The sequence below is a fragment of the Paraburkholderia dipogonis genome, from assembly GCF_042680985.1.
GTDB lineage: Bacteria > Pseudomonadota > Gammaproteobacteria > Burkholderiales > Burkholderiaceae > Paraburkholderia > Paraburkholderia phytofirmans.
Map to the genome: position 1 here is coordinate 128,839 of NZ_JBHUFR010000004.1, position 23,189 is coordinate 152,027.

General features: G+C 56.4%; 17 protein-coding genes, 9 pseudogenes and 1 other annotated feature. Of the genes and pseudogenes, 21 read left to right on the forward strand and 5 right to left on the reverse strand.

Annotated elements, in window-relative coordinates; translation table 11 throughout:
* Positions 1-60: 60 nt before the first annotated feature.
* From ACFSNN_RS04040 to ACFSNN_RS04050, 3 genes are all read left to right on the forward strand, one after another.
* Positions 61-1,308 carry an aromatic ring-hydroxylating oxygenase subunit alpha gene (locus tag ACFSNN_RS04040; RefSeq protein WP_166799448.1) on the forward strand — a complete coding sequence of 416 codons (1,248 nt, stop codon included), beginning with the start codon at positions 61-63 and terminating at the stop codon, positions 1,306-1,308.
* Positions 1,305-2,336 carry a flavin reductase family protein gene (locus ACFSNN_RS04045; protein ID WP_134466030.1) on the forward strand — a complete coding sequence of 344 codons (1,032 nt, stop codon included), beginning with the start codon at positions 1,305-1,307 and terminating at the stop codon, positions 2,334-2,336. The genes ACFSNN_RS04040 and ACFSNN_RS04045 overlap by 4 nt, the downstream gene beginning before the upstream one ends.
* Positions 2,337-2,615: 279 nt before the next feature.
* Positions 2,616-3,668 carry an NADP-dependent oxidoreductase gene (locus ACFSNN_RS04050; protein ID WP_134466029.1) on the forward strand — a complete coding sequence of 351 codons (1,053 nt, stop codon included), beginning with the start codon at positions 2,616-2,618 and terminating at the stop codon, positions 3,666-3,668.
* A gap of 67 nt (positions 3,669-3,735) precedes the next feature.
* Here the strand turns inward: ACFSNN_RS04050 and ACFSNN_RS04055 are convergent.
* Positions 3,736-3,954: pseudogene (locus ACFSNN_RS04055) on the reverse strand (phage integrase N-terminal SAM-like domain-containing protein); the annotation flags it as partial.
* Between ACFSNN_RS04055 and ACFSNN_RS04060 the strand changes: the two are divergent.
* Both ACFSNN_RS04060 and ACFSNN_RS04065 read left to right on the forward strand, forming a co-directional pair.
* Complete coding sequence (locus ACFSNN_RS04060) at positions 3,941-4,147, forward strand: hypothetical protein (protein WP_166799430.1); 207 nt, start codon at positions 3,941-3,943, stop codon at positions 4,145-4,147. The pseudogene ACFSNN_RS04055 and the gene ACFSNN_RS04060 sit on opposite strands and share 14 nt — an antisense overlap.
* A gap of 854 nt (positions 4,148-5,001) precedes the next feature.
* Positions 5,002-5,739, forward strand: a complete 738-nt coding sequence (locus ACFSNN_RS04065) for an IS6 family transposase (RefSeq protein WP_134466028.1) — start codon at positions 5,002-5,004, stop codon at positions 5,737-5,739.
* Here the strand turns inward: ACFSNN_RS04065 and ACFSNN_RS04070 are convergent.
* On the reverse strand, positions 5,711-6,064 hold the full coding sequence (locus ACFSNN_RS04070; protein ID WP_134466027.1) for a transposase: 354 nt from the start codon (positions 6,062-6,064) through the stop codon (positions 5,711-5,713). The genes ACFSNN_RS04065 and ACFSNN_RS04070 overlap by 29 nt on opposite strands.
* Before the next feature lie 176 nt (positions 6,065-6,240).
* Here ACFSNN_RS04070 and ACFSNN_RS04075 point away from each other — a divergent pair.
* From ACFSNN_RS04075 to ACFSNN_RS04090, 4 genes and pseudogenes are all read left to right on the forward strand, one after another.
* Positions 6,241-6,366: pseudogene (locus ACFSNN_RS04075) on the forward strand (peroxiredoxin); the annotation flags it as partial.
* 183 nt (positions 6,367-6,549) lie between these two features.
* Positions 6,550-6,834, forward strand: a complete 285-nt coding sequence (locus tag ACFSNN_RS04080) for a hypothetical protein (protein ID WP_377688927.1) — start codon at positions 6,550-6,552, stop codon at positions 6,832-6,834.
* Positions 6,831-7,568, forward strand: coding sequence for an IS6 family transposase (locus tag ACFSNN_RS04085; protein ID WP_166799447.1), 738 nt, complete (start codon positions 6,831-6,833; stop codon positions 7,566-7,568). Before ACFSNN_RS04080 ends, ACFSNN_RS04085 begins: the two co-directional genes overlap by 4 nt.
* A 175-nt stretch (positions 7,569-7,743) precedes the next feature.
* Positions 7,744-8,115, forward strand: a pseudogene (locus tag ACFSNN_RS04090) (DDE-type integrase/transposase/recombinase); the annotation flags it as partial.
* A 46-nt stretch (positions 8,116-8,161) separates the two neighbouring features.
* Here the strand turns inward: ACFSNN_RS04090 and ACFSNN_RS04095 are convergent.
* Positions 8,162-8,371: pseudogene (locus ACFSNN_RS04095) on the reverse strand (IS6 family transposase); the annotation flags it as partial.
* 132 nt (positions 8,372-8,503) lie between these two features.
* Positions 8,504-9,187, reverse strand: coding sequence for a GntR family transcriptional regulator (locus ACFSNN_RS04100; RefSeq protein WP_244323226.1), 684 nt, complete (start codon positions 9,185-9,187; stop codon positions 8,504-8,506).
* A gap of 83 nt (positions 9,188-9,270) precedes the next feature.
* Here ACFSNN_RS04100 and ACFSNN_RS04105 point away from each other — a divergent pair, with 83 nt between their 5' ends.
* The 12 genes and pseudogenes from ACFSNN_RS04105 (at position 9,271) to ACFSNN_RS04160 (ending at position 21,849) form a co-directional block, all read left to right on the forward strand.
* On the forward strand, positions 9,271-10,020 hold the full coding sequence (locus ACFSNN_RS04105) for an SDR family NAD(P)-dependent oxidoreductase (RefSeq protein ID WP_134466026.1): 750 nt from the start codon (positions 9,271-9,273) through the stop codon (positions 10,018-10,020).
* A 25-nt stretch (positions 10,021-10,045) separates the two neighbouring features.
* Complete coding sequence (locus ACFSNN_RS04110) at positions 10,046-11,248, forward strand: acyl-CoA dehydrogenase family protein (protein ID WP_134466440.1); 1,203 nt, start codon at positions 10,046-10,048, stop codon at positions 11,246-11,248.
* Positions 11,241-12,317 (forward strand): phosphotransferase, encoded by a 1,077-nt coding sequence (locus ACFSNN_RS04115; RefSeq protein WP_134466025.1) that lies wholly within the window; start codon positions 11,241-11,243, stop codon positions 12,315-12,317. Before ACFSNN_RS04110 ends, ACFSNN_RS04115 begins: the two co-directional genes overlap by 8 nt.
* On the forward strand, positions 12,317-13,474 hold the full coding sequence (locus ACFSNN_RS04120) for a Re/Si-specific NAD(P)(+) transhydrogenase subunit alpha (protein ID WP_134466439.1): 1,158 nt from the start codon (positions 12,317-12,319) through the stop codon (positions 13,472-13,474). Before ACFSNN_RS04115 ends, ACFSNN_RS04120 begins: the two co-directional genes overlap by 1 nt.
* Positions 13,475-13,487: 13 nt before the next feature.
* The gene (locus tag ACFSNN_RS04125; RefSeq protein ID WP_134466024.1) at positions 13,488-13,793 is read left to right on the forward strand and encodes an NAD(P) transhydrogenase subunit alpha part 2; all 306 of its coding nucleotides are present in this window, start codon (positions 13,488-13,490) and stop codon (positions 13,791-13,793) included.
* On the forward strand, positions 13,790-15,253 hold the full coding sequence (locus tag ACFSNN_RS04130) for an NAD(P)(+) transhydrogenase (Re/Si-specific) subunit beta (protein ID WP_134466023.1): 1,464 nt from the start codon (positions 13,790-13,792) through the stop codon (positions 15,251-15,253). The genes ACFSNN_RS04125 and ACFSNN_RS04130 overlap by 4 nt, the downstream gene beginning before the upstream one ends.
* 38 nt (positions 15,254-15,291) lie before the next feature.
* Positions 15,292-16,797, forward strand: a complete 1,506-nt coding sequence (locus ACFSNN_RS04135) for a CoA-acylating methylmalonate-semialdehyde dehydrogenase (RefSeq protein ID WP_134466022.1) — start codon at positions 15,292-15,294, stop codon at positions 16,795-16,797.
* Between the two features lie 16 nt (positions 16,798-16,813).
* Positions 16,814-17,693: pseudogene (mmsB, locus tag ACFSNN_RS04140) on the forward strand (3-hydroxyisobutyrate dehydrogenase).
* Positions 17,694-17,801: 108 nt separating this feature from the next.
* Positions 17,802-18,571: pseudogene (locus ACFSNN_RS04145) on the forward strand (enoyl-CoA hydratase).
* 225 nt (positions 18,572-18,796) lie between these two features.
* Positions 18,797-19,666 (forward strand): annotated as a pseudogene (locus tag ACFSNN_RS04150) (transposase).
* Positions 19,078-19,194, forward strand: a sequence feature (AL1L pseudoknot). (Overlaps the previous pseudogene by 117 nt.)
* A 34-nt stretch (positions 19,667-19,700) precedes the next feature.
* Positions 19,701-20,720: pseudogene (locus ACFSNN_RS04155) on the forward strand (acyl-CoA dehydrogenase family protein); the annotation flags it as partial.
* Positions 20,721-20,723: 3 nt separating this feature from the next.
* Positions 20,724-21,849 (forward strand): annotated as a pseudogene (locus ACFSNN_RS04160) (enoyl-CoA hydratase/isomerase family protein).
* Between the two features lie 106 nt (positions 21,850-21,955).
* Here the strand turns inward: ACFSNN_RS04160 and ACFSNN_RS04165 are convergent.
* The gene (locus tag ACFSNN_RS04165) at positions 21,956-23,158 is read right to left on the reverse strand and encodes an acetyl-CoA C-acyltransferase (protein ID WP_134466020.1); all 1,203 of its coding nucleotides are present in this window, start codon (positions 23,156-23,158) and stop codon (positions 21,956-21,958) included.
* Positions 23,159-23,189: the final 31 nt, after the last annotated feature.

The following is a 23,189-nucleotide window of genomic DNA, read 5'->3' on the forward strand; positions in this document are numbered from 1 at the left end:
AGTTTCAAATCACAACGTCGCCATCTCTTTTGGCGTAGCCCAAAACACTTGAGACACATCATGCTCCCGAACAATCAACTCGAGTCCCTCATCAAGTCCCGCCAGCCGGGACGTTCGCTGCCGCAGCCGTTTTACAATGACCCGGCTGTTTTTGAGCGCGATTTGGAGCTCATTTGGGAAAAACAATGGCTTTTCGCCGGCGTTGCTGCGCAAATCCCCAACGTGGGCAACTGGTTCACCGTAGAGGTTGGGCGCAGCTCTATTGTGGTCATTCGCGACAAGACGAAAGCGATTCGAGCCTTTTACAACACATGCCGTCATCGCGGCTCCAGACTTTGCTCGGGTGAAAAGGGTGCTTCGGCGACTCTGGTTTGTCCTTACCACCAATGGACATACGGGCTCGACGGGAAGTTGCTTTTTGCGAAGGAAATGGGCGAGGCGTTTGATACCGCCGAGTTCTCTTTGAACCCTGTGCATTGTGAGTCGCTTGACGGCTATATTTTCATTTCCCTTGCAGAGAAGCCCGCCCCGTTCGATCACTTCCGAGAACAAGTGTCGCCGTATATCAAACCTCATGGACTGGGGAACGCAAAGATTGCGTTCGAGTCGACCATTGTCGAGAAGGGCAACTGGAAACTTGTCCTCGAGAATAACCGGGAGTGCTACCACTGCACGGGAAGCCATCCGGAGCTTCTTCGCACGATCTCTGAGTTCGACGGCCCGACGGATCCCCGCTTCGGCGGCGAATACGCTGAAAAATGCGCGGCGGACGAGGCACGTTGGGAAGCGGCTGGTTTGCCCTTCAAACCGATAGAGACCGATGAGGGCTATCGCATGGTTCGTGTCGCGATGGAGCGAGGTCTATCGTTTACGATGAGTGGAGAGCTCGCTTGCAAGAAGCTCTTGGGTTCAATCGAGGATCAGGACGTCGGTTCTCTTCGCTTGTTGCGTTTCCCTAACACGTGGAACCACGTGCTTTCTGACCACGCGATTGCATTCCGAGTCTTGCCACTGAGCGCTACCGAGACGCAGGTCACGACATGGTGGTTGGTAAACGGCGATGCAGTCGAAGGAGAAGACTACGATCTCGACAATTTGACCGCCGTTTGGAAGGCGACAAATGCGCAGGACCAACGGCTCGTCGAGACCAATCAGCAGGGGATTAACTCAAAGGGATATCGTCCAGGTCCTTATTCTCCTTTGGTCGAACGTGGCGTGACGGAGTTTCTCGATTGGTACTTGACCACGCTGAAAGAAGAGTTGAATGCCGCGGCGAAGTTCATTCCGTTGGAGTGCCTTCAAGCATGAGCGGTAGCGCTTTCACCGAGGCAACCTGCACTCGTATCACCTCTGAGAACTGGAACGTTAAGACATTCCAGTTTTCGTTAGCGCGGCCTCATGATCCGTTCAGTTTCACTGCGGGCCAGTACGTTACCTTGGGATTCGAGATCGCGGGCGAGAAAGCATACCGTTGCTACACGGTATCCTCAGCGCCGCAATGTCCGCAGGAAGAGCAGTTTGAAATCACGGTTAAGCATTCGCCCGGCGGTACCGTTTCGACCTGGCTTCACGAAAACATTACAGTCGGCGCAACAATTGAGGTTTCACACCCGACCGGCGACTTTACGTTGCCGAAGCAAGAGTCGGAAGCCTTACTATTCGTCGCAGGTGGGGTGGGCATCACCCCACTTATTTCGATGGCTCGCGCGATCCGTGCTCGGAGGCTAAGTTCTGACATCCAGTTCCTTCAGTTCGCGCGAACGCCTAGCGACATTCTATTTCGGAACGAGTTGCTGGAAATCGCGCGCTCATCTCCTGGTATCACCCCACACTTTTTCACGTCGATAGGCGATAACGCTGTCGTCACGAAGGGGCGACTTTGTCGGGACTTGCTTGATCGCGCGGTGCCGGATTGGACCTCTCGACGAGTGTTTTGTTGCGGTCCCGAGTCATTCATGGCGGCGATGCGTCTTTCTTTCCTGGAGACTGGTGCGCGTCCGGAGCGCTTCCATCAAGAGAGCTTTGAGCTACCCGAACAAGCGCCTGTACATGTCCCTCCGTGCGTTGGGGTAACCAGAGTCCGTTTGTCTGAGTCCGGATTGGACGTCAAATGCGACCCGGGAACGACAATTCTTGACGCCGTTCACGCGTTGCCGAATGGGCCCAGGATTCCCAACGCATGCCGTTCCGGGGTCTGCGGAACCTGCAAGCTCAGAAAGCTCGATGGATCGGTGGAGATGCATCATAACGGCGGCATTACCGACGAAGAGATTGAGGACGGCTTCGTACTCACGTGTTGTTCCATTCCTTTGTCTGACGTCACCGTCGAATACTGAGTGAGTCGCCATTCGTGACAAGTTGCTGTGGTGATAAATCCTCTTGCCTAAGCTATGCGTTCATCTACTCGTATCTCACCGCGATCCCGGTGCGGTTCACATGCACGGGACAGGCGACCGACGCCGAGACAGGAACGCTGACGTTATGACGTGGACCGTTCGAGGTGTCGCCATCATCTCGCGAGCATTTTCGGGACGCTCGCGTGGTTCGCTTTCACCTGCTGCGCGGTGGCCGCATTACGCTCTACCACTTTGCTTGGCTCTCGACCGAGAAGATCAATGGTGATGAAAAATCGACGAGTAATAATGGCCCAACTTCCGGCAGGAATGCTGAAGGCGGCGGATTTTAGATTGATCGAGGAGGCGGTACCCCCTCTCAAGGAGGGGCAAGCGCTAATCGAAGTTCTCTACACGCTGATCGATCCGATCATTCGCGGCTGGATGGTGAACTGGTTCGGGTTCGTGCCGATGGCTCCTGGTGCGCTCATCCCCGCAATGGGCGTGGGACGCGTCGTGGACTCTCGAAGTCCCGGAATCGCGGCAGGTAGCATCGTCTCGGGCATGTACGGCTGGCAAAATTACGCCATCACCGACGGACAAACGATCTTGCTTGATCAGCTCCCGTATGGCGACCAGGTCATGCCCATTCGCGGTCATGATCCGGAGTTGCCGCTGACCTACCCTATTGGCATCCTGGGGGTCTCAACGATGACGGCCTATTTCGGCGTGAAGAGGGACGCGCCGCCGATACCGGGTCGAAACTATGTTGTATCGGGTGCGGGAGGTTCGGTTGGTTCCATTGCTGGACAGATCGCCAAAATGGATGGTGCCACGGTGATCGGCCTGGCCGGCACCGATGATAAATGCGCTTGGCTGACATCCGAGTGCAATTTTGATCACGCCATTAACTACCGCGCGAGTGACCCTGCGACCGAATTGAAGCGACTTTGTCCGGGGGGAGTGGACATATTCTTCGACAATGTCGGCGGCCCAATCTTGGAGTCCGTCCTTGATAACCTCTCGCTTGGCGCGACCGTTCTTCTCTGCGGCGCAACCGCTGTCTACAATGCAAGCGGAGACAAGCCGAACTGGGGGCCCAAGAACTACTTTAACATTTGCCTGCAGCGCGCGGTAATGAAAGGCACCTACTGTGTCGATTACCACGCGGAATATCCTGCTGCTCAGGAGGAAGTGGTAGGGTGGATTAGACAGGGTCGGCTCATGCATCGCGAGACCATTGTCGAAGGGTTGGAAAATTGCCCTGCGGCACTTATCGGTCTTTTTCGGGGAGACGGTGTCGGCAAGTCTTTCGTCCGCGTGTCGCCGGAATGACTGGGATCGCATGGGGTCTTTCTGATCGTCATCCGATCAGTCCTTTCGTTGCGTCGTGTCTGAACCGGAGCGTGGTCTCGAAGAAGAACTTCAGCCCGGTGATCGCGGCATTCAGTGATATCGGTGACGTGCCATGATCGACCAGATGCAGCTGGTAGGTTCGCAGGTCCTCGACCGTGGCGGTATCAGGCGAGCGCCCGAGGTATCGGGCGAACTCGCGGACGACGCGCAGATAGTTGGCTTGCGTCTTCGGGGAAAGCTGGCGCATAAGCATGTCGTCGATCATGCGCTGGCGCAACGGGCCGACGGTCGGTTGGGAGGAGGTGATGATGCGGCTCCTGTTGAAGAACGAGGCGGATTGCCTCATTCGCCAACATAAACCGCGCGACCGGCCCCTCTTTGACCTCCAGCGTCGGAGCGCAGCCCTCTACCGCGCGAGCGGTTTCGTTCATCGGCCGTTCGTCGAAGTTCGCCCGTAAGCAACCGAACGACCGCCTTCGTTGGTTTTCATCATTTTGTTCCTCCTGCGGCATCGACAAATGCCGGCTCGAACCCGTGGTGAGAACAAATTTGCTTCAAGAGATGTTGCATGAAATTGTTCCTTTAACGGACTATTGAAGCGATTTTGCAGGCTTGCCGACGCCCGGGCCGGACTGTGGATGACCCCCAGCGCTGTCTAACGGAGTCATGTCGCTCAACCCTCAAGTGCTTCAATCGCATTGGTAGCCGTTGGTCGGGCTGTTCGCGCGCTCGGGATGAACCCGCTGGCGCATTCGGTCTGCATTGTAGGACGATGCAAAAGCAGATCAAGTCGGGAACGGCGTAAGCTGGGCAGCTTCGTTTTTACTCGCTTAAGGTGCTGGGAACAAAATCATGCAAACCAACGGTTTTAACTTTAATTACTTAGTATGCCGACGTAATTTGACATAAAAAATTATCACCTTTTATTTCGTAATACTATGTATATTAGATTGTAGGGGTGCCGGCCTCGGAGCTTCTGACAGGTAGCGCGTCTGCATGGAAGCGACTGACGCGATGGAGCGGGCAACGAAGGATCTTTTTCGAGTGCGGAAGTCAAGCGGGAGTGACCTCATCGATCGCGTCGAACATGGATGTCATGTCGCTTTCCCGGTCACGCGGCGCAAGACGCTTGACGCCAGTCGTGCGCTGCTCGTTCCAGAAGCCCGGCAGGCGCTCCCAGTCTCAGTCAAAAAATAGCAGCATTGGCTCCGCCAGTTCCGGTGCACACCATTGCGGGTTCCGTCGGGCTGCATGTCGTCGCCAACGGCGACGGCTCTGTCACGTTGGCGAACCGGTGGACTAAGATGCCGCGATGAAAAAAGCGAAATCGATCTATCACGGCCACCGCTTTCCGGCGGCAGTTATCAGCCAGGCAGTGCGCTGGTTCTTCCGTTTTCAACTGAGCCTGCGCGACATTGAAGAGTTGCTGTTCGAGCGCGGCGTGACTGTCAGCCATGAATCGATCCGTCGGTGGACGGACAAATTCGGCCCGCGCTTCGCCCGTCAGGTCAAGGCCGCCCGTCGCAAGCCCGGTTCAACGTGGCACCTCGACGAGATGTTCGTGAAGCTGCGTGGCGAACCGTATGTGCTGTGGCGTGTAGTCGACGAGCACGGCATTGAACTCGACATCCTGCTACAGAATCGACGCGACCAGGCTGCAGCAAAGCGCTTTTTCAAACGCCTGCTGGCAGGCTGTCTCGCGCTACCGAAGAAGATCGTCACCGACCAGCTACGCAGTTACCCAGCCGCAAAAACAGAGTTCCCGGAGTTCGCTAACGTGAAGCACGTATTCGTCAAGGCCTGCGCGCGCGTGAACAACAGGGCCGAAAACAGCCATCAGCCTACGCGCGAACGCGAGCGCCGGATGCGAGGCTTTCGACTGCCCGGGCGCACGCAAGTTTTCCTGTCGTGCTTCGGTCCGATCCGGCAACACTTCGCGCTCAAGCGGCACCTGCTACGTGCATCGCTCTACCGCAAACAACTCGCCGCACGATTTGATGCATGGCGCCTTTTCACCAGCGTTACCCAAGTTCCGTCCGCCGTTTCCTGAGACATCGCAGTCTTCGTCCATATCTCGTCACACGGTCGGCAACGTGACAGAGCCCCGATGACGCCTCGTTCAGGATCGCCACCGGAACGAGTTGCACCGCCTCGGCTTGCTGTTCCGCCAGATACCGACGCCGCCACGCGAACACGAGGTTCGCGTTCAAGCCGTTCTCACGGGCCAGCCTGGCGATCGACACCCCTGGTTCGCAAGCTGCCATCGCCAGGCGATGCCGGAATTCGGGATTATGGTTCGGGCGACCTTTACGGCTACCGGGCCTCTGTGCTGGCTCTGACAAAATGGTGTCCACCACTTCGAAAATGATGGACATCACTTTGATGCCGATCCTCGTGGCCGTCTACGACGGCCAGCGCGAGTCGCTTACAATGAATCCGTGGCAGGCGATTGAGGTTTGTGACAGCAGGCGATGAGCACATTGCGGGGCGAACACGGGTCCGGTTTGGTTTACAGGAACGCAGTCTACCGACTAACCTGACTCTACCTAAGGAACTGCTGCGCAAGGTGCAGGCCGCGCAATACGTTGCCTCGCATCCTGGCGAAGTTTGCCCGGCGAAATGGACTCCCGGCGCCGAAACGCTGACGCCCTCACTCGATCTGGTGGGGAAACTCTGACCATCGGCTTTCGATAAGCCAACGACTAATCACGGCGACGCTTTGCATATCACAAGAAATTGGTTTTCGACGGTCCGTTCCGGGCAGACAATCGTTTCCGGATGACGGTGCGCAAAGCGCCGCCTTTGCCGGAATGCCTCAGTCCTGCAACGGACCCGGTTGGCCGGGCCCGCCGGAGAAACAATGAAACGTCTGCCGTTGCTCAATCTTGCCGCCGTGGCGGGAGTCGTGATTGCCGTGACGCTGATCACGGTGAAAAATGTTCACGGCACGACGGCTCATGAACTGCTGAACGTTTCGTACGACCCCACCCGGGAGTTGTACCGTGCCCTCAACGCCCAGTTTGTTGCGGCCTACCAACAGGAAACGGGGACTCGGCTGCAAGTGAAACAGTCGCACGGCGGATCTTCCCGTCAGGCCCGCACGGGGCTGTGTCACGTTGGCGACTGGGCTAAGATGCCGCGATGAAGAAAATGAAATCGCTTTATCACGGTCACCGGTTTCCGGCATCGATCATCAGCCACGCCGTTCGATGGTATTTTCGCTTTCAACTCAGCCTTCGCGACATTGAGGAACTGCTGTTCGAGCGCGGAGTAATCGTCAGCCACGAGTCGATTCGCCGGTGGACTGACAAGTTCGGCGCCGGTTTCGCGCATCGGGTCAAGGCCGCCCGCCGCAAGAGCGGTACGACATGGCATCTTGACGAAATGTTGGTGACGCTGCGCGGCGAGCCTTACGTGCTGTGGCGTGCGGTTGACCAGCACGGCACCGAACTCGACATCCTGTTGCAGAAGCGACGCGACAAAGCTGCCGCGAAACGCTTCTTCAAACGGGTACTGGCAGCCTGCCACGAAGTACCGAAGAAGATCGTCACCGACCAACTACTCAGTTACCCGGCCGCCAAGGCAGAGCTCCCGGAGCTGGCGCACGTGAAGCATGTATTCGTCAAGGCCTGCGCACGCGTGAACAACCGCGCAGAAAACAGCCATCAACCGACGCGTGAACGCGAGCGGCGCATGAAGGGGTTTCGATTGCCCGAGCGCACGCAAGCTTTCCTGTCGTGCCTCGGGCCGATCCGTCAGCACTTCGCGCTCAAGCGTCACTTGCTTCGCGCTTCGCTCTATCGCAAACAGCTCGCTGCGCGATTCGAAGCATGGCGCGAATTCACCGGCGTCACCCAAAATCCGTCCACCGCTTTCTGAGTAATTGCCCCGCCTGCCGATCTTTTGTCCCGAGACCGGCAACGTGACAGCGCCGCTCGCCGGACTGACCCTTCCAGAGGGCGTCGCGCATGAGTCGCTGCCCGTGATTGTGACGCTGTTCATCGCGGATTGCTGGGCAGGCATGAGTCGCACGCAGATGATTGCCCGAGCGAAACGGCGGGGACTGCGCTCCAGTCCGATGCCGCGTAAGATCGTCACGGACCAGCTACGCAGCTACCCGGCCGCGAAAGCGGACATCCCGGAACTGGCGAACGTCAAGCACGTGTTCGTCAAAGCCAGCGCTCGCGTGAACAACCGGGCCGAGAACAGCCACCAGCCCACACGAGAACGCGAGCGGCGCATGCGGGGCTTTCGCGACCGCGATCGTACACAAGCTTTCCTCGCGAGCTTCGGCCCGATCCGACAGCACTTCGTGCTGAAGCGGCATCTGCTGCGCGCTTCGCTCTATCGCAAACATCTCGCAGCTCGATTCACGGCTTGGCGCAAATTCACGGAAGTCACCCAAAATCCGTTCGCGGTTTTCTGAGTGGTGGCCCCGCCTGCCGAAACTTTGTCTCGCTATGGGCAACGTGACGACGCCCTTTCACCTTGTAGGCAAACATCGCACCGAACCGGTCGCACCAGTTGTGCACCGACTCGTAGCTGGCCACGACCCCGCGTTCGAACAGCAATTCTTCGATGTCACGCAAGCTCAGGTTGAAGCGGTGGTACCAGCGTACCGCGCAACTGATGTCTGCGGCTGGAAAACGGAAGCCGTGATACGGCGATGGGTTCTTTTTCATCCAACCAATCTACCCAGCGCCGCCTTCAACTTGAATGCCGTCACGACTTCTCCACTTCGGCACAGGCCGCCCCCGAAGGGCGGGAGTCGTCCATTACATCAGAGCAATGCGCACCCCTTGTGGCCGTGTCGATTAACGTCGACTGTAGTTTTCGCATATACAGGCTCGCACGTTTTGTACGTGCCGACGTCCGATGTCTTCTGCAACATCTACCCGGTTGTGGAGAACGACGTCTAAAAATAATCTGTAGTCTTGAATACGTATCTGCTGCAAGCTCGGCAAACGATATTGCGCATACACGAGTGGCATGCCGATCATCGGGAATAGGCGGCGCAGTTCGCGATTATCAGCCAAGTCGAGAAGAGCGCGATAGAACTGACGTCGAGAGCGATTAAACGATAGGTCATCGCGCACAGTGTCCGCATCAACCATTTCCTGCAGGCTCTGCTCCAATACATCGCGAGGCTTTTGCGCTTCCCGATTCATTGACGCCGAACGCAAGAGCAATCCAGACATTAACTCTGCGACGTCTAGCACGGCCATAGTCTCTTTGAAACCCAGTACCCGAATCACTGCACCTTTGTGCTTCAGCAGTTCGATTACGCCTTCGGCAACAAGTCGCTGAAGTGCTTCGCGTATTGAGTTTCGGCTCACACCAAATGCAGTAGCTAAATCTGCTTCTATCAGCCGTTGTCCGGGGACGAAGGTCTGCTTCTCCAGACAACTGAGAACACCATAAAACACGGTGTCGCTGGCGGCTCGCGATGGTTTGTCCATAGGTACGGACCCTAGGCTGGTCTGTTCTTCTGTGTTCATTGCTCGAATCATAGCAGTTGAACGCAACAATTTTATCCTCTATGATTGCCCTACAAATTCGATGAACAATATCAGGCGACATCATGAGCATAGACAGCAGTTTTCAAGGACGTCGAATCTTGATCACAGGAGCTACAAGCGGGCTGGGCGCTCACTTTGCATCTGTATTTGCTCGTCAAGGCGCGTCGGTGATTTTGACTGGACGACGTGAAGCTCTGCTCGAAGAACAGGTGAGAGGCTTTGTTAATGACGGCGTTAACGCGTCATACATCGTCGCTGACGTCAACGATAGTGAGTCACGCAAGCACATAGCACGGACCGCGGGCGAGATCGACGTACTGGTTAACAACGCAGGCATCGTGATCGATAAGCCCGCTACGGCCCAGACAGAAGCAGATTGGGATTCCGTAATCGATACGAATCTCAAGTCGATGTTCTTTCTGGCGCAGGAGATGCTGGAAGGCCTCAAAGCGCGATCCGGCACGGTGATCAACATCGCATCGATCCTGGGTCTGAGACAGGCGGGATCGGTCATGCCCTATGCGGTATCCAAGGCTGGCGTCATTCAGTTGACCAAGGTACTGGCACTCGAATGGGCGCGCTACGGCGTACGCGTCAACGCCTTGGCACCAGGTTATATCGAAACAGAGCTGAACTCCGAGTTTTGGTCTACCCCAGCTGGGCTAGCGATGATCAAGCGCATCCCGCAACGCCGTCTTGGACGCCTCCAGGATCTCGATGGACCAGTCCTTCTTCTCGCTTCTGACGCCTCTGCGTACATGACGGGCTCGGTGATCGTCGTAGACGGCGGCCACGTGACAAGTAGCCTTTGACCAACGAATAGAGCGATAAACCATGCTGTTGACTCCTTATCCTACCGAACGCAGCCGCGCCATAGCGGAGCGAGTAAGCAAATTTGTACGTGACGTGGTTATCCCTTACGAGTCCGACACTCGCCAGGGTGCTCACGGTCCCGACGAAGAACTCGTTGCAGAACTACGCGCTCTTGCTCGTGAGCACGGAGTAATGACTCCCCACGTGCTGCCCTCGGGTGAGCATTTGACGCAACTGGAGACGGCTGCGGTACTCAAAGCTTCGGGCTACTCCTTCCTCGGATCTACCGCTGTGAATACGATGGCTCCGGACGAAGGCAATATGTATTTGCTCGGGAAGGTCGCGACCCCGGAACAGAAAACGCGGTTTCTCGACCAGCTACTAACTGGTGAGTCGCGCTCCGCCTTTTTCATGACAGAGCCTGCGGATACCGAGGGAGCGGGTTCGGACCCGTCGATGTTGAAAACGGTTGCCGTCAAGGATGGCGCGGACTGGGTGATTAACGGCGAAAAAACGTTTATCACAGGGGCTCTGGGCGCGCGTGTAGGCATCGTCATGGCTCGGACTGACGACGGTACGGACCGCGTGCAGGCCACGATGTTCCTCGTCAACTTGCCCGATCCGGCGATCCAAGTCGTCAAAGTTCTCGATACGATTGATATGTCCATGCCAGGCGGTCACTCGCGCATCAAGATTACCGATTTACGTGTATCTGCGGATCACGTGCTGGGTGAAATACATGAAGGGTTCAAATACGCGCAAGTGCGTTTGAGTCCCGCGCGCCTCTCGCACTGCATGCGCTGGCTTGGCCTGGGCATCAGAGCCCAGCAAGTTGCGGCTACCTATGCGACAAACCGTCATGCCTTCGGCAAACGGCTGATCGACCACGAAGGCGTGGGTTTCATGCTCGCCGAAAACGTGATCGATCTTCAGCAGGCCGCTCTCATGGTCGACTGGTGTGCAGGCGTACTCGATACCGGTAGCTTGGGCACGTCCGAAAGTTCGATGGCAAAGGTTGCCGTTTCCGATGCTCTGTTCCGTGTCGCAGATCGCTGTGTCCAGGTCATGGGTGGCTCGGGTGTAAGCCGTGACTCAATCGTCGAGCGATTCTTCCGCGAGATTCGTGCGTTCCGTATCTATGACGGCCCAACTGAAGTTCACAAGTGGTCGTTGGCTAAGAAGGTCAAGCACAGCGTACTCGCAGCGCAAGGGGAATCTCATGTCTGACGCGAACAAGTTCGGAGGTACTGGCCCTGTACGCGAGGCACACAAATTCGATGCCACTGCTCTAAATCGTTGGATGGAACAGCATGTGCCGGAATTCGCGGGTCCGCTCAAGGTGGAGCAATTCAAGGGCGGTCAGAGTAATCCGACTTACCGCCTGATTACACCGAATCACGAGTACGTTCTGCGCCGCAAACCACCCGGCACGCTACTCAAGGGCGCGCACGCCGTAGAGCGTGAAGCGCGGATTATGAAAGCACTGCGCCAGACGGGATTCCCGGTCCCGACGATCTACGCTGAGTGTGACGACGCTTCGGTGATTGGATCCGAGTTCTTCATCATGGAACTCGTTAAGGGCCGCATTTTCTGGAGCGCGACTTTTGAAGGCGTCGATAATGAACATCGTCACCTCTACATGGAGGAGATGAACACGGTTCTCGCACGACTCCATAAAGTTGATTTCATTTCCTTAGGACTCCGTGACTATGGTCGTGAAGGTGGATTTGTTTCGCGTACTATTGCCCGCTGGGCGGCTCAATATCAGAAAGACTCTGCGGATGCAGGTTCTGAACAAGCAATGGATCTCGTGATCCTCTGGCTCAAGGAAAACCTGCCTGAGCGAGATGAGACTTCTATTATCCACGGCGACTTCCGTGTCGATAATCTGATTTTCCATCCAGAAGAACCCCGCGTGCTCGCAGTACTCGACTGGGAACTGTCGACCTTGGGAGACCCGATTGCTGACTTTTCCTATAACGCAATGATGTATCGACTGCCGTCCGACATTCTGGGTGGTATCGCTGAATTCGATCTGAAGGCGTTGGGTTTGCCCAATGAAAACGAATACGTCGCTCACTATTGCATCGACACCAGACGTACTGACATACCGAACTTCGACTACTACGTCGTATTCAACATGTTCAAGTTTGCTGCGATTTTGCACGGTGTAAAGGCGCGAGCGGTTCGTGGTAACGCTGCGTCCGCGGAGGCAGCCACGGTTGGCAATCGTTTTGTAAAGGTTGCGCAACTCGCATGGGCCGCAGCCCAACGTTCGCCCTCAACGAGAAAATGATGAAGATCGGAATTCCGAAAGAAACACTAGCGCGCGAGCAGCGTGTAGCAGCGACGCCTGAGACGGTCAAAAAATATGTGGATCAAGGTCATTCTGTTACGGTCGAAAAGGGCGCGGGGACGCGTGCTTCGTTTGCCGACGAACAGTACACTGCAGCGGGATCAACGATCGGCAGTGCGGAGCAAGCTTTCGCATCTGACGCGGTACTGAAAGTACAAGCTCCAACCGATGATGAACTGAAGCTTATGAAAGCTGGTTCATTCCTCGTGGGCATGCTCGACCCATCTAACAAAGAGCGTGCTTCTGTTCTCGCTAACGCGGGTATCACGGCGTTTGCTCTCGAAGCGGCCCCGCGTACGACTCGTGCGCAGTCGCTAGACGTATTGTCTTCGCAGGCCAACATCGCTGGGTATAAAGCTGTTTTGATCGCGGCAGACTTGTACCCGCGCTTCATGCCTATGCTCATGACGGCCGCTGGTACGGTCAAAGCAGCACGGGTCTTGATTCTCGGCGCTGGTGTCGCGGGCTTACAGGCTATTGCTACGGCCAAGCGTCTTGGTTGCGTGATTGAAGCCTCGGACGTCCGTCCCGCTGTGAAAGAGCAGATCGAATCGCTAGGCGCAAAGTTTCTCGACGTGCCCTACGAGACGGATGAAGAGCGCGAGTATGCGGCAGGGTCCGGCGGCTATGCGCGTTCCATGCCTCAGTCGTGGCTTGAGCGACAGTCGAAGCTCGTGCATGAACGAGCAAAGGCTGCGGATATCGTTATCTCGACGGCACTCATTCCGGGCCGTGACGCTCCCACTTTGTTGTCTGCAGAGACCGTATTAGCAATGAAACCGGGTTCAGTTGTCATCGACCTCGCAGCGGGTCGTGGTCCTGTAGTCGATCAGGCTACGGGTCGTCGCGGCGGAAATTGCCCGCTCGCGGAAGCTGATGAAGTCGTCGTGACTGAGAGCGGCGTACAGATCTGCGGCTATACGAACATGGCTTCATTGGTTTCCGCTGATGCGTCAGCCTTGTATGCGCGAAATGTTCTCGATTTCATGAAGATCGTAATCAACAAGGAAGGAAAATTCGAAGTCAATATGGATGACGATATAGTGGCCGCCACATTGTTGACTAACGGTGTCTCGTCAGCTTTGCGAGCTGCTTGATCGAGGACTTGAAATGGAACTGATTAATCAGACGGTCATTAACTTGACCATCTTTGTCCTCGCGATCTACGTTGGTTATCACGTGGTATGGAACGTCACACCAGCGTTGCACACACCTCTGATGGCAGTCACGAACGCGATTAGTGCGATCGTTATCGTCGGCGCCATGCTTGCTACGGGCTTGACTCTCGGCAATCAAGGCAAGGCCTTCGGCACAACTGCTGTGTTCCTCGCTTCCATCAATGTGTTTGGCGGATTCCTGGTCACGCGCCGTATGCTAGAAATGTTTAAGGCCAAGAAGAAGGCGGGTGAAAAATGAGTATAAATCTCGTTACTCTGTTGTACCTGCTGGCTTCTGTGTGTTTCATTCAGGCACTCAAAGGCCTTTCGAATCCGCGTTCTGCACGCGCGGGCAATGCATTCGGTATCGCAGGCATGATCGTCGCGGTCTGCACTACGATGTCGCTGATTTTCAAGCAAGCGCAGGACCTCGGCTCGGATCTTCAAACGGGTTTTTCACTTCTCCTTGCCGCACTCGTTGTCGGCGGGACTATCGGTGCTATTCTGGCCAGGCGTGTCGAAATGACAAAGATGCCAGAACTCGTCGCTGCCATGCACTCGCTGATCGGTCTCGCGGCAGTGTGTATCGCCTACGCCGTTGTCTCGGAACCTCAAGCATTCGGTCTCGCGTCGGAATCAATGCCGAAGGGATTCCTGCCTTTCGGGAATCGTATTGAACTCGTGATTGGTACCTTTGTCGGTGCTATAACTTTCTCTGGTTCGGTTATCGCGTTCGGCAAGCTCAGCGGCAAGTATAAATTTCGCCTCTTTCAAGGTGCTCCCGTCGTTTATCCGGGTCAGCACCTGACGAATCTTATCCTCGCTCTGGTAATGCTCGGGTTCGGCGCCATGTTCTATTTGACGCAGGAATGGACGTCGTTCCTGATCATGACTGCGATCGCATTTGTCCTCGGCGTTCTGATCATTATTCCCATTGGCGGTGCGGACATGCCTGTTGTGGTGTCAATGCTGAACTCGTACTCCGGGTGGGCCGCGGCCGGTATCGGCTTTTCGCTCAACAATGCGATGCTCATTATCGCGGGCTCACTCGTAGGCTCGTCAGGCGCAATCCTATCGTACATCATGTGTAAGGCAATGAATCGCTCGTTCATCTCCGTCATTCTCGGCGGTTTCGGTGCCGAGGCTGGAAGCGCAGCAGATGGCGGTTCGAAAGAGCAACGTCCTGTCAAGTCAGGTTCGGCTGACGACGCAACGTTCATGCTCTCGAATGCTGAGTCCGTTGTGATCGTTCCGGGATACGGCCTCGCGGTCGCTCGCGCTCAGCACGCACTCAAAGAACTGACCGACAAACTGGTCGAGCAGGGTGTACAAGTTCGCTATGCTATTCACCCCGTTGCGGGTCGTATGCCTGGGCACATGAATGTTCTGCTCGCTGAAGCTGAGGTGCCATACGATTTAGTCTACGAGATGGACGATATCAATAACGAGTTTGGGTCTACGGACATAGTATTGGTTCTCGGTGCCAATGACGTTGTCAACCCAGCTGCAAAGACAGATCCGAAATCGCCGATTGCCGGCATGCCGATCATCGAAGCCTACAAGGCACGTACTGTCATCGTGAACAAGCGTTCGATGGCTTCCGGCTACGCGGGCCTCGAGAACGAACTGTTCCACATGGACAAGACGATGATGGTGTTCGGTGACGCAAAGAAAGTGATTGAAGACATGGTGAAGTCCGTGTCCGGCTCCGTTCACTAAAATCAAAAGTACAACTCATTAGACATGGAGTATACAGAATGAGCAATGCAATCCCGACAGTGAAACTCCTGATCAACGGCGAATTTGTTGAATCGCGGACTACCGAATTCCGTGACGTCGTGAACCCAGCTACGCAACAGGTATTGGCACGCGTTCCGTTTGCAACTGAAGATGAAATCAATGCAGCGATCGAGTCGGCTTACACTGCATTCCAGACGTGGAAGAGCACGGCAATCGGTGCGCGCATGCGTATCATGCTCAAGTTCCAGGCCTTGATTCGCGAGAAGATGTCGGAGATCGCAAAGACCCTGACCGCAGAGCAAGGTAAGACCTTGCCGGACGCTGAAGGCGATATCTTCCGCGGCCTCGAAGTCGTTGAGCATGCGGCGTCGGTCGGCACGCTCCAACAAGGCGGCTTCGCCGAAAACGTCGCTGGCAGTGTTGACACATACACGCTGCAACAACCAATTGGCGTCTGCGCTGGAATCACACCATTCAACTTCCCGGCAATGATTCCGCTGTGGATGTTCCCGATGGCAATCGTGTGCGGCAACACGTTCGTTCTCAAGCCCTCGGAGCAAGATCCGCTGTCGACGATGATGCTGGTTGAGCTGGCTATCAAGGCCGGTGTGCCGAAGGGAGTGCTGAACGTGATTCACGGCGGCAAGACGGCAGTAGACGCACTGTGTATGCACCAGCACGTCAAAGCAGTGTCGTTCGTCGGCTCGACGGCTGTCGGCACACACGTGTACAACCTGGCTTCGCAGAACGGCAAGCGCGCCCAGTGCATGATGGGTGCAAAGAATCATGCAGTGGTTCTGCCCGATGCGAATCGCGAACAGACGGCGAACGCACTGACTGGGGCCGGCTTTGGTGCCGCTGGTCAACGCTGCATGGCAACCTCGGTCGTTGTCCTCGTTGGCCAGTCGAAGGAATGGCTGCCCGAGCTTGTTGAGAAGGCGAAGACACTCAAGGTCAACGCTGGTCACGAAGCGGGTGCGGACGTTGGTCCCGTCGTTAGCAAAGCCGCGAAAGATCGCGTGACGCGTCTGATTGACTCCGGTGTTGCTCAAGGTGCCACGCTCCTCCTCGACGGCCGCAACGTGGTTGTGCCGGGCTACGAGCGGGGCAACTTTGTCGGCCCGACGATCTTCTCGGACGTCAAGACTGACATGGATATCTACACACAGGAGATATTCGGGCCCGTGCTCGTGGTCCTGACCGTGGATACGCTGGACGAGGCGATTGCGTTGGTCAACGCGAATCCCTTTGGTAATGGCACGGGTGTCTTTACCCAGTCGGGTGCAGCCGCTCGCAAATTCCAGAACGAAATCGACGTCGGTCAGGTCGGCATCAACATTCCGATTCCCGTGCCGGTCCCGTACTTCTCGTTTACGGGCTCGCGCGGTTCCAAACTGGGCGACCTCGGCCCTTACGGCAAGCAAGTGGTGCAGTTTTACACGCAGACGAAGACCGTCACGGCCCGTTGGTTCGATGACTCGACCGTCAACGACGGCGTGAACACGACCATTTCGCTCAAGTAATAAAGAGAGCTCGAACATGAAAATCGGTTTTATCGGTCTGGGTCATATGGGTTCGCACATGGCTACGAATCTGCTCAAAGCGGGTCACGATGTCACCGTGTTCGATTCGAATGCCAAAGCCATGAACAAGCTTGGCGAGCAAGGCGCTACGCTCGCAATCTCTATCGGTGCTGCTGCCCGTCGCGCGGAGATTGTCGTGGCCATGCTTCCCGCCTCGGCTCACGTGCGCTCGGTACTGACAGCTAAAGATGGCGTGTTATCGAATCTCGCTCGAGGGGCGACGGTCATCGACAGTTCGACTATCGATCCGCAGACGATCCGCGAACTCGCAAAAGCAGGACAACTGCTTGGCGTTTCTGTCGTAGACGCTCCCGTCTCGGGCGGCACCGGTGGTGCGCAGGCAGGTACCCTGACGTTCATGGTGGGTAGCACCCAGGAACAGTACGACCGGATTATGCCGGTGCTGAAGGCCATGGGCAAGAACATCGTCCACTGCGGCGGTGTAGGTACGGGTCAGGTCGCAAGGATCTGCAACAATCTCGTGCTCGGTATCACGATGGCGGGTACGGCGGAGGCAATGGCGCTCGGCGCCAAGCTCGGTATCGATCCCCACGTGCTCGGCTCGATCATAAACACTTCGACCGGTCGTTCGTGGTCGTCGGAGGTGTGTAACCCGTACCCCGGCGTTGTCTCAACAGCACCAGCTTCGCGCGAATACTCGGGCGGCTTCGGTGCCGACTTAATGCTCAAAGATCTGGGTCTCGCGACTGACGCAGCGAAGTCCGTTAAGCAACCATGCATTCATGGGAGCCTTGGCACAGCAGCTGTATCAAGCTCTGAGCGCTCAAGGCCGAGGCGTGCTCGACTTCTCGGCAGTGGTTAAGCTTTACGATTGAGTAAAAGCGCTTCTGTTACTCAGTTGCTATGTGACTATGCTCCGGAATCTGCGCACGATTCCAGGGAGCTTTCTACAGCGCTTACATCCTATCTAACGGTCTTTAGCCATGATCGAACTGTCGTTTCACAATGATGGCGCTATTGGTCAAATAACGCTCAGCCGTCCTCCTGCAAACGCTTTCACTCCTGAAGGCCTCGACGTACTCCGCGAAACGATCAGCGATCTGAACCGCAACCAAAAGGTTCGCGCGCTGGTTATCACGGGGCAGGGGCGAAGTTCTTCTCTGCCGGCGCGGACCTGAACCAGTTTACAACGAATTCGAAGGAATCGGCTGTGCGCGCAGCGGCCGCCTTCGGCTCCGCTTTCGAAGCGCTTCAAAACGCACGTCCTGTCGTGATCGCAGCTATCAATGGCTATGCGATGGGTGGGGGGCTTGAATGCGTCCTCTCTTGCGATATCCGCATCGCAGAACAGCATGCACAAATGGCGCTGCCCGAGCCTGGCGTTGGCTTGCTGCCGGCCGGCTGTGGCACACAGACACTGCCGTGGCTCGTGGGAGAAGGCTGGGCTAAGCGCATGATTCTCACGGGCGAACGCGTGAATGCGGAAACGGCACAGCGTATTGGTCTGGTGGAAGAAGTGGTAGACCAGGGTAAGTCGCTGGAAGCCGCCATGACTATGGCCGTGCGTGTGCTCAACCTGAGCCCGCAAGGCGTAGGGTACTCCATGGCACTGATTCATCAGGCACGCAATGGGGTACCGCGTGCTGGGGCACTGTCCGTCGAACGAGAGCGCTTCGTCGACCTGTTCTCGCATCCGAATCAGGTCGAAGGCGTCAACGCTTTCCTCGAAAAGCGTCCACCGGTTTGGTCGTAATACATTTCACCTAATAGAATGAGCTGAACGCGATGCTGCCTGTATTTTCTTACAGAAAAGTCACTGAAGCGCCCGCTGTCCTGTTTCGGTTGGTCAATCGTGTAGCGATCATTTCGATGAATCGTTCAGATTCCTTGAATGTGTTGTCACACGATACAGTGCTCGTTATCTCCGCTGAACCGCCCCGGATTTTGTGGAGGCTCCAACTCTTGAGAGAATGGAGCGATGAACAAGAAGGTAACAAAGTTTTCCCCGGAAGTCCGGGAGCGCGCAGTGCGTCTGGTGCGCGAGCAGCGTAGCGAACATCCGTCGATGTGGGCGGCGGTCGAATCGATTGCGCCGATGATCGGCTGCACACCGCAGACACTGCACGAGTGGGTCAAGCGCGACCAGGTCGACCACGGTGAGCGCGATGGCGTGACCTCAGACGAGCGCGAGCGCCTCAAGGCCTTGGAGCGCGAAGTCAAGGAGTTGCGTCGTGCCAACGAGATTCTCAAGGTCGCGAGCGCGTTTTTCGCCCAGGCGGAGCTCGACCGCCGTTTCAAGTCCTGAAGGCCTTTATCGATCAGCATCGCGACATCTTCGGGGTCGAGCCGATCTGCAAGGTCTTGCGGATTGCCCCGTCGGGCTACCGACGCCATGCCGCGCAGCTTCGTGATCCGTCGCGGCGCTGCGCTCGTGCGATACGCGATGAACGTCTGCGGCCGGAGATCGAGCGTGTGTGGCGGGCCAACATGCAGGTCTACGGCGCCGATAAAGTCTGGAAGCAGATGAACCGGGAGCGTATCGCGGTGGCGCGCTGCACGGTCGAACGGTTGATGAAGCAACTGGGTTTGCGTGGCGTGATGCGAGGCAAGCGTGTTCGCACGACTGTTCCTGATGTCATAGCCGCGCAACGGCCTGTACAAGGCTGAACTGATTCATCGCCGCGCCTGGAAAACGCGGGAATCCGTTGAACTGGCAACGCTGGAGTGGGTGGCCTGGTTCAACCATCATCGACTGATGGAGCCGCTGGGCTATATCTCGCCCGCCGAAGCTGAGGCAAACTACTATCGGCAACTTGAAACAGCCGCCGCTGAACCCGTATTAACTTAAACCAACCAGCCTCCACCATTCCCGGGGCGGTTCAGTAGTGACAGAGATGGGCGAACTTGGATTCCTGGGAATGGTCGTCCCTGAGGACCAGGGCGGTACTTACACCGACTACATTGCGTACGCGCTAGCTGTCGAAGAGATCGCAGCAGGGTGTGCATCATGCGCGGCCCTGATGAGTATTCACAACTCCGTGGGTTGCGGTCCGATCCAGAGGTACGGCACAGACGAACAGAAAGACAAGTGGCTGGCACGGCTTGCTTCTGGCGCGGCTATCGGGGCGTTCTGTTTGACTGAACCCCAGGCAGGGTCCGAGGCTCACAACCTGAAGACCAGGGCTGAACTCCGCGATGGACAGTGGATCATCAACGGCAGTAAGCAATTCGTTAGCAACAGCCAGCGCGCGGCTATGGCTATCGTGTTTGCTGTCACAGACCCCGATCTGGGGAAGAAAGGTATTTCGGCGTTCGTGATTCCCAGGAATACGCCGGGGTTCAACGTCGGTCCTCCAGAAGAGAAGATGGGCCTTAAAGCCAGCGATACATGTCCGGTGTCGCTGGAGAACTGTGTGGTACCAGAGTCTGCAATACTGGGCAAGCGCGGAGAAGGCCTCAAGATCGCCCTGTCGAATCCCGAAGGTGGCCGTATCGGTATTGCGGCACAGGCACTGGGGATTGCACGTGCTGCATTCGAGGCCGCGACAAGGTATGCGAATGAGCGTCGGCAATTCGGAATCGCGACTATCAACCACCAGTCGGTAGCAAACATGCTGGCTGATATGTTGGTCAAGATTAACGCCGCACGTTTCCTGGTGCACCACGCAGCTCGCCTGCGCACGCTGGGTAAGCCATGTCTCTCTGAAGCTTCGCAGGCAAAGCTCTACGCGTCGGAAATTGCGGAACAAGTGTGTTCTTCTGCTATCAAGATTCACGGAAGCTACGGATATTTGAATGATTATCCAGTCGAGCGTCATTACCGGGATGCGCGTATCACTCAGATCTATGAGGGGACGAGTGAAGTGCAGCGTATCGTTATCGCTCGCCAATTGCAGGACTGAACGATGGCTACTGAACTTGAAAGCGAAGTGCTGTTCCGAATCGTCAACAAGGTAGCGATCGTTACGCTCAACAGGCCTCAGGCGCTGAATGCACTGACGCACAATATAGTGCGCTCGATTTCGGCTGTACTCGAACGCGTACGTACAGATGACGAGATTCTGGCACTCGTTTTCAAAGACGCAGGGCAGAAGGGGTTCTGCGCGGGCGGTGATGTACGGAAGCTCTACGACCAGGCAAGTACGGGTGAGCGCGAAGGCCCTGATGGCTGGCTCCAGTTTTTTGTCGACGAGTACACACTAGATTACGCAATCCATCAGTTCCATAAGCCCGTAGTAGCACTCATGGACGGGATTACGATGGGCGGCGGTATGGGACTCGCTCAGGGTGCGCCTCTGCGGGTCGCTACGACTCGTACAAAGATTGCGATGCCTGAGACTCGCATCGGTCTCTTGCCCGACGTTGGCGCTACGCGATTCATGTCTCGCATGGACGCTAAGCTCGAATTGTTTGTGGGGCTCACGGGTGCTTCCCTCAACGGATTCGACGCCAGGTATTGCCAACTTGCCGACGTCGTAGTCGAAGCTGAATCACTGGCGGACTATGAAAAACGCCTGCAGAATGTTCAGTGGACTGACAACGTTCTGGGTAGCCTGCGCTCGGAATTTGTCACCAAAGAAGTCGAAGGCCAATGCGTTATCGAAACGTTGATGCCGCTAGTTTCTCGTCACTTCCGCCACGGCTTGTCAGTTAAGCAGATTGCGGAATCTCTCATGGCAGACTTGAATCGTACTGGTCACATTGAATCTGATCAGGCGTGGCTGGATTTCACGTACAAGGCTATCGTGTCACACTCGCCGCTGATGCTCGCAGTTACTCGCGAAGCGCTGCTGCGTGGACGTGAGTTAGACCTCGCTCAATGTTTGTTTCAGGCAGGAGCTTAATGTCGTGGCGCATGCGTTGGAAGAGGGCGACTTCTGCGAGGGAGTCCGTGCTCATCTCGTCGACAAGGACAAGAATCCCAAGTGGAAACTTCAGGACCTGATGGAAGTATCACCCGAACACATCGAGCATTACCTTAGCTCGCCGTGGCCGGAGTCTGAGCATCCACTAGCTCAACTAGGCGCGTGATAATCAATAAGCTCTGTGAAGCGGCCCGGGAATTGTAAAGGCCGGTCGGTGCCAGCACGGGAGGATGGGGCCGAAGCCCCATTGAGTTTGTAGCGCTGGACGCAGATTAGAAAATCTCGAACAATGCGGCCGCGCCCTGGCCCCCGCCGATACACATCGTGACGATGCCGAACTTTGCACCACGGCGCTGGCCTTCTATCAGGATATGACCGGCCATACGTGCACCCGACATACCATAGGGATGGCCAACGGCAATCGCACCGCCGCTCACGTTCAGGCGATCTTCGGGAATTCCCAGCACGTCCTGGCAGTGCAGAACCTGGCACGCGAACGCTTCGTTGAGCTCCCAGAGGCCGATATCGTTGACCGTGAGGTTGTGTTCCTTGAGCAGCTTGGGGACAGCGAATACTGGGCCGATACCCATTTCATCCGGATTGCAACCAGCGACTGCCATTCCACGGTAAGCGCCAAGCGGCTTGAGGCCACGCCTGGCCGCTTCGGCCGCTTCCATGACGACCAATGCCGCTGCGCCATCCGAGAGTTGCGAGGCATTGCCTGCCGTAATGTAGTTGCCTTCCTTGAGTTGTTGACCACCGCGGAAGACGGGCTTGAGGCTCGTCAGGTCTTCGAGTCTGGTGCCCGGACGGTTGCCTTCGTCGTTAGTGAGCGTCACGGTCTTGAAGCTGACTTCCTTCGTTACCTTGTCAACAACTTTCATTTGCGTTGTCATCGGAACGATCTCAGCATCGAAGCGCCCTTCGGCTTGTGCTTGCGCGGTCAGTTGTTGTGAGCGCAGAGCATACGCATCCTGACGCTGACGGCTGATGCCGTAGCGAGCGCTCACGATTTCGGCCGTTTCCAGCATCTGCATGTAGACCTGCGGAACCGTCTTTTGCAGTTCGGAATCGTAAATCTGGAACTGGTTGAAGTGTTCGTTCTGAACCAGCGACACGGACTCGACGCCACCAGAAACGACGATCTGCTGGCCGTCGTACATGATCTGCTTCGCCGCTGTAGCGATAGCCATAAGACCGGAGCCGCATTGACGATCAACCGTCATACCGGCAACGCAGTGGGGCAGGCCAGCACGGAGAGCCGACTGACGGGCAACGTTGAAACCCGTCGTGCCTTGCTGCAGGGCTGTGCCCATGATCACGTCGTCAACGTCAGCGCCGCCGATGAGAGCGCGCTGCACAGCCGCGTTCACGACATGGCCGCCCATTGCCGGACCGGTCGTATCGTTGAATGCACCACGGAAGGCCTTGCCGATGGGAGTACGAGCCACTGAAACGATTACAGCTTTACGCATGAATTACCTCTCCTGTTAAATGCTTCGATAC

Coding starts and splice junctions, on each gene's coding strand:
- ACFSNN_RS04040 (WP_166799448.1), top strand. CDS start 61: ATGCTCCCGAACAATCAACTCGAGTCCCTCATCAAGTCCCGCCAGCCG.
- ACFSNN_RS04045 (WP_134466030.1), top strand. CDS start 1,305: ATGAGCGGTAGCGCTTTCACCGAGGCAACCTGCACTCGTATCACCTCT.
- ACFSNN_RS04050 (WP_134466029.1), top strand. CDS start 2,616: ATGGTGATGAAAAATCGACGAGTAATAATGGCCCAACTTCCGGCAGGA.
- ACFSNN_RS04060 (WP_166799430.1), top strand. CDS start 3,941: ATGTCGTCGATCATGCGCTGGCGCAACGGGCCGACGGTCGGTTGGGAG.
- ACFSNN_RS04065 (WP_134466028.1), top strand. CDS start 5,002: ATGAAAAAAGCGAAATCGATCTATCACGGCCACCGCTTTCCGGCGGCA.
- ACFSNN_RS04070 (WP_134466027.1), bottom strand. CDS start 6,064: ATGTCCATCATTTTCGAAGTGGTGGACACCATTTTGTCAGAGCCAGCA.
- ACFSNN_RS04080 (WP_377688927.1), top strand. CDS start 6,550: ATGAAACGTCTGCCGTTGCTCAATCTTGCCGCCGTGGCGGGAGTCGTG.
- ACFSNN_RS04085 (WP_166799447.1), top strand. CDS start 6,831: ATGAAGAAAATGAAATCGCTTTATCACGGTCACCGGTTTCCGGCATCG.
- ACFSNN_RS04100 (WP_244323226.1), bottom strand. CDS start 9,187: ATGAACACAGAAGAACAGACCAGCCTAGGGTCCGTACCTATGGACAAA.
- ACFSNN_RS04105 (WP_134466026.1), top strand. CDS start 9,271: ATGAGCATAGACAGCAGTTTTCAAGGACGTCGAATCTTGATCACAGGA.
- ACFSNN_RS04115 (WP_134466025.1), top strand. CDS start 11,241: ATGTCTGACGCGAACAAGTTCGGAGGTACTGGCCCTGTACGCGAGGCA.
- ACFSNN_RS04120 (WP_134466439.1), top strand. CDS start 12,317: ATGAAGATCGGAATTCCGAAAGAAACACTAGCGCGCGAGCAGCGTGTA.
- ACFSNN_RS04125 (WP_134466024.1), top strand. CDS start 13,488: ATGGAACTGATTAATCAGACGGTCATTAACTTGACCATCTTTGTCCTC.
- ACFSNN_RS04130 (WP_134466023.1), top strand. CDS start 13,790: ATGAGTATAAATCTCGTTACTCTGTTGTACCTGCTGGCTTCTGTGTGT.
- ACFSNN_RS04135 (WP_134466022.1), top strand. CDS start 15,292: ATGAGCAATGCAATCCCGACAGTGAAACTCCTGATCAACGGCGAATTT.
- ACFSNN_RS04165 (WP_134466020.1), bottom strand. CDS start 23,158: ATGCGTAAAGCTGTAATCGTTTCAGTGGCTCGTACTCCCATCGGCAAG.